The sequence below is a fragment of the Halorubrum sp. CBA1125 genome, from assembly GCF_009742825.1.
Lineage (GTDB): Archaea > Halobacteriota > Halobacteria > Halobacteriales > Haloferacaceae > Halorubrum.
This window is the reverse complement of record NZ_WPCE01000209.1, coordinates 1-4,760: the sequence shown is the minus strand read 5'-3', so window position 1 is coordinate 4,760 and position 4,760 is coordinate 1. Positions and strand designations below refer to the sequence as shown.

Sequence of the window (4,760 nt, the reverse complement as noted above, 5' to 3'; positions counted from 1 at the left end):
CCGGGATCGACGCCGCCAGCGTGCTGGCGCTCGCGCCGTGGATGGTCCTCGGGTCCGCCGCCCACGTGCTGTACGTCGTCGGCGCGCTCCCGCGGGCGGTCGCGCCGCTCGCCGGTTCCCCCCACGGTGTACCTCACGGTCGCCGTGCTCGCCGGCGCGACGTGGCTGCTCGCGGAGGCACTCGCGGCCGGCGAGCACGGCGCAGACGGCAGACGCCGCGTACCGACCGTGCTCGCCGGCGCGGGCGGCGCGCTGCTCCTGCCGGTCGTCGGCGTCGCGGTCGGCGAGGGGCTCTCCGCGTCCGGCGTCCGTTGGTCCGCGCTCGCGCTTGCGCTCGCGGTCCCGATCGCCCGCGGGCGCTGGGTCGGGCTGATCCGTGCTGTGCCGGAGGCGGCGGTGACCGGAGGCGTCGGGGCGCTGACCGTGTTCGGCCACGCGCTCGACGGCGCCTCAACCGCGGTCGGGACGACCCAGCTCGGGTTCGGCGAGCGGACGCCAGTCTCGCGGTTCCTGCTCGAACTCGGCCCGGTCCCGGCCGTGCCGGTGTTCGGCGAGGGATGGCTGTTCCTGCTCGTCAAGCTCGCCGTCGCGACCGCCGTCGTCTGGCTGTTCGCGGACTACGTGCGCGAGACGCCGGGCGAGGGGTACCTCCTGCTCGGGTTCGTCGCGGCGGTCGGCCTCGGACCGGGAGCGCACAATCTCCTGCTGTTCGCCGTGGCGGGCTGAACCGACAGCGAGGGTGTCATAGAACAGTCCTCGCGCCCGTTCTTCGATCCGTCGATTTGCCCAGAGGAGGATATTCACAGACCGATGTAGAGGGCAATATCGTAGCATAGTGTTAAACCGCGTACGAGAGACCATTCAGCAGATCACAATCTGTACCCTCAGTTGCCGGTAACCCTCTCGACCCCATCGACGTTTGTGATCTCGATACCACCTGAGAGTTCCGTATTGGGGTACGGCATGTCGATCCCTTCGCTATCGAAGCGCTGCTTGACCACTTCGACGAATTGCGCACGTATTGCTCCGTAGCTACTCTCGTTCGGGTCAATCCAGATCCGGCCTTGGAGCACAACAGCCGAGTCACCGAGTCCACTGACAGCCGCAGTAGGTGCCGGCTCCTCAAGAACGCCGGCAATGTGGGTCCCCTCGTCGAGAATGGCATTGCGTGCCTGTGTGATGTCGTCGTCGTACCCGATACCGAAGTCAACTGCCACTCGACGTTGATCATTCGCCACGTTATTGATCACCGCTGCATTGGCGAGATCGCTGTTCGGAACGGTGACCAGTTGGTTGTCGAACGTGTCCAGTTTCGTCACTCGCAGTTGGATCTCTCGAACGACGCCACTGTTCCCGCCCCATTCGATCCAGTCACCAACCGTGAACGGTTCGTCCTGAATGATGAACACGCCGGCGACGAAGTTGGCGATGAGATCTTGGGCGGCAAACCCGACAGCAAGAGCGAGCGCACCGGCGAGGATTGCGAACGCAGCCAGCACGACGCCGAAACCGGTAACTGTAGCGGCTAGCGCTACTGCCACGACGGCGATGATTAGGACTGTCGTGCTTACCACCAGACCGATCAGTGCCTCATCAAAGTCCCGACGCCTGAGACCGTGTTCCACCGCTCGGGTTACGAAATACTTGCCGAGCAGGTAGATGAGTACGAACACGACAACGAATAACACGACCGTCGTAACCGCACTGACGATCGGCGGAATGTACTGTTGTGGATCGAGAGAGATCCCCTGCTGGAGTGGTATTTTCATAAGTTCACATCAAGGAGGACACGGATAACATACCGACTTTTTTACGATACCCTGATTTTTGAGTATTCGAGTAACAAGCACGCTAACGGCAGATGCACCCGCATCATGGTATGCATACTCTCGTGACGTGCTCTATGACATCGCGTTTATGTTACCCTCCACAGCGGCAATCGCGTTCGGCGCGATAGTCGCGGAAATTGCGGGAGGCGAAATGAGTCGCGAGAGGCGAACAGCGGTCCGGAAAGGGAAGTCCGGCAGGCGAGAGGGCCCCCGACGTAACCGCGACGCGGGGACGGCGCGGCGATACCGGAACGGTAGCCGGCTCAAACGTCCTCGTCTTCTTCGACGACCTCGGGGTCTTCGATGGCGGACTGCAGCGAGTCGAGTCCGTTGACCCACTCGGAGACGAGCCCGTACTCCAGTTCCTCGGCGAGTTCGATGTCGAGCCCCTCGCCGTCGATGATGCGGGTGCCGGCCTGGACGATATACCCGAGCGCGGCGTCGAGGTCGTCCTCGCTCTCGGCGTCGGCGGCGGCGCGGACGAACTCGTCGACGTCGCCCTCGACGACGCCGCCGACGACGTACTCCTCGGCCGCGTAGAAGACGGGGACGAGCGACGTCTGGACGCCGTCGATCAGCATGAGCGCGTCCTCGTCGTCGAACGACACGTCGGCGAGCACGATGTCGCGGATGGTCTGGATCTCTTCGACCGCGCGCTCCTCGTCGATCCGGTCCTCGTCGAACGCCGCGAGCACTTTCACGACGGCGATCGCCGCGTCGTCTTGGAGGTTCAACAGCAGCCGGGCGGAGTCCTCGTCCTCGGGGTCGAGCTCCTCCTCGGCCAGCCGGTCCAGCCAGTTCTGCCAGCGTTCCTCGGTATAGAACGTCTCGACGCCGTCCTCGTCTGTCATGTCAGGTACGTCGCCCGGCCGCTTCAAATGCCTTTCCTATCGATCGCCGAGAGAGACGGCGTCACACCCGTACGACGACGGAGTACGGATTCGGTCTCGGCTCGACGTCGCGCCGCCCCCCTCTCGGGGTCACTCCAAGGTCTCCTCGGTGTCGATACCGTACACCGCCGCGGGCGTCTCGACGTGCGCGCGCCGAACCGCCTCGTCGTACCCCTCCTCCAGCAGCCAGCGCACCCGGCGCGGGACCGTCTTCGGCCCGAGCACCATCCCCGGCCTGTCGGGGTCGTCGACGAAGTCCGTCTCCATCAGGAACGGCTCGCCCGACTCGGCCGCTCGCTCCAGTCGGTCCTTCTCGCTCATCACGCTCGGAACGGGACCCGCGAGCCGGCCGGCGGCGTAGTGTTTCACGACGCGGCCGGGGTCGAGCCCGACGTCCTCGGCGAGGGCGGCGAGGTCGGTGAGGTCCTCGCTGGCCTCGGTGTGGAGCTGAACGGCGCAGTCGACGTCGGCGCCGAGTTCGAAGGCGCGCCGGGTGACCGCGTTCGACGCCTCCCACACCGCGTCCGACACCTCGTAGTGCGGGCGGCCGGACTTCAGCGCGAGCGCGTCGCCGACGGCGACGTACTCGCTCGCGACCGCCAGCCCGCCCCGCATCAGATCGCGTGCCGATTCGGGCGAGAAGTCGCGGTCGTCGACGAGCCGGCTGATCAGCCCGGGGTGGACGCCGAGCACGGGCCACGCGCGTCCGGGAAGCGCCTCCGTCGCGGCGCTCACGGCGTCGAGCGTCTCCTCGAAGACGGCGCGGAAGTCGGCCGGCTCGTCGGGTTCGACGCCCAGCAGCCACGAGGGCTTGTTCACCACGAGCAGGTGCGTGCCGCCGAGGCGCGCGAAGTCCTCGACGGCCTCGATGCCGCGGCCGTGTCGCGGGTCGAGGTGGAGGTGGTTGTCGAGCACCGGCGTGCCGAGGTCTTCGGTCATGGTCGGGCGTTCGTCCGCGGCGAATTATAGGCCTCGGTCCCGCCTCGACGGACGCCGGGCGCGGTCACGGGAGCTAAGGGGCTCGGCACCGTAGTCCGCGGTATATGCAGTTCTGTGACGACTGCGGTTCGATGATGGTCTCGCGGGACGGCGAGATGGTCTGTCAGAACGACGACTGCGGCGCCACCACGGAGCGGGACGAGGCGCTCGCCGCGCAGTTCGAGTCGACGGCCGAGCAGACCGGCGACGAGGTGATAGAAACCGAGGAGGGCGCGAACTTCGAGGGGAAGCCCACCGCGACCGACGTCGTCTGTGAGGCCTGCGGCCACGGCGAGGCGTGGTACACGATCAAACAGACCGGCGCCGCCGACGAGCCGCCGACGCGCTTCTTCAAGTGCAAGGAGTGCGGCCGGCGCTGGCGCGGGTACAACTGACGCCAATGGGGTGGCCGGATCTCCTCCGAGGGCTCTCGGAGCGGCGTCGTCAGCGACGCGTCGGGGGACCCTCCGGGCGGTTCGCCGCGCGACGGCCGCGAGCCGGACTGCTCCCGGTAGCGATCCTCGCGGTCGCGGCGCTTTCCCTCGTCCGGGCCGTCGGGTTCTGGCGGATTCGGCTGGCCGTCGGGCGTCTGCTCTCGCCGCTCCCCGCGGGGCGTGTCCCGGAGCACGTCCGAGTGCTGCCGCCGCCCGAAGACGAATACGCCGGAACGCTCCCGGTGTCGCCCGCGGAGACCAGAGAGCGACTCCCGGACTGCGGCTTCTCCGAGCTGGCGCGCGCGTACTTCCACGCGTACGACCGCGACGGCGAGACGGTCCACGAGGTGGGGAGCTTCGTCCACCGGCCCGAGGGGATCACCGGCGACTGGCAGGTCCACGTGCGGCTGTTTCCAGCCCCCGACGGCTCGACTGAGGTGTGGGCCCACTGGGAGCGAAACCCGTACGTGGCCCCGCTCGCGCACCTCCGGATGGAGGGGTACGACCCCGCCCGCGGCGAGCGGATGGCTGCGGAGCTGATCGAGGGGTTGCGGTGAGTTTCGTCCGCCGGGGGACGGGCCAGCGAGCCGCCGCCAGCCCGCCACCGACCCGCCGCCGGCTCGCCGACG

5 protein-coding genes and 1 pseudogene are annotated in these 4,760 nt (G+C 67.5%); 3 read left to right on the top strand and 3 right to left on the bottom strand.

The genetic code is table 11. The features are described from left to right. Positions 1-726 (top strand): annotated as a pseudogene (locus GJ633_RS14170) (DUF63 family protein); the annotation flags it as partial. A 158-nt stretch (positions 727-884) separates the two neighbouring features. Here GJ633_RS14170 and GJ633_RS14165 read toward each other — a convergent pair. The 3 genes from GJ633_RS14165 to GJ633_RS14155 all read right to left on the bottom strand — a co-directional run bounded on the left by GJ633_RS14165 (position 885) and on the right by GJ633_RS14155 (position 3,658). Then, positions 885-1,769 carry a mechanosensitive ion channel family protein gene (locus GJ633_RS14165; RefSeq protein WP_156589332.1) on the bottom strand — a complete coding sequence of 295 codons (885 nt, stop codon included), beginning with the start codon at positions 1,767-1,769 and terminating at the stop codon, positions 885-887. Between the two features lie 323 nt (positions 1,770-2,092). After that, positions 2,093-2,680 (bottom strand): DUF2150 family protein, encoded by a 588-nt coding sequence (locus GJ633_RS14160; protein WP_156589331.1) that lies wholly within the window; start codon positions 2,678-2,680, stop codon positions 2,093-2,095. 129 nt (positions 2,681-2,809) lie between these two features. Further along, a complete protein-coding gene (locus tag GJ633_RS14155; protein WP_156589330.1) occupies positions 2,810-3,658 on the bottom strand; it encodes a TatD family hydrolase in 849 nt (282 codons plus the stop codon). A 104-nt stretch (positions 3,659-3,762) separates the two neighbouring features. Between GJ633_RS14155 and GJ633_RS14150 the strand changes: the two genes are divergently transcribed. Both GJ633_RS14150 and GJ633_RS14145 read left to right on the top strand, forming a co-directional pair. Next, positions 3,763-4,092 carry a transcription factor S gene (locus GJ633_RS14150; RefSeq protein ID WP_156589329.1) on the top strand — a complete coding sequence of 110 codons (330 nt, stop codon included), beginning with the start codon at positions 3,763-3,765 and terminating at the stop codon, positions 4,090-4,092. A 5-nt stretch (positions 4,093-4,097) separates the two neighbouring features. Then, complete coding sequence (locus GJ633_RS14145; RefSeq protein WP_231741367.1) at positions 4,098-4,688, top strand: hypothetical protein; 591 nt, start codon at positions 4,098-4,100, stop codon at positions 4,686-4,688. Positions 4,689-4,760: the final 72 nt, after the last annotated feature.

Bases quoted from the DNA above. Each gene is read 5' to 3' on its own strand.
- GJ633_RS14165 (WP_156589332.1), bottom strand. From the start codon at position 1,769: ATGAAAATACCACTCCAGCAGGGGATCTCTCTCGATCCACAACAGTAC.
- GJ633_RS14160 (WP_156589331.1), bottom strand. From the start codon at position 2,680: ATGACAGACGAGGACGGCGTCGAGACGTTCTATACCGAGGAACGCTGG.
- GJ633_RS14155 (WP_156589330.1), bottom strand. From the start codon at position 3,658: ATGACCGAAGACCTCGGCACGCCGGTGCTCGACAACCACCTCCACCTC.
- GJ633_RS14150 (WP_156589329.1), top strand. From the start codon at position 3,763: ATGCAGTTCTGTGACGACTGCGGTTCGATGATGGTCTCGCGGGACGGC.
- GJ633_RS14145 (WP_231741367.1), top strand. From the start codon at position 4,098: ATGGGGTGGCCGGATCTCCTCCGAGGGCTCTCGGAGCGGCGTCGTCAG.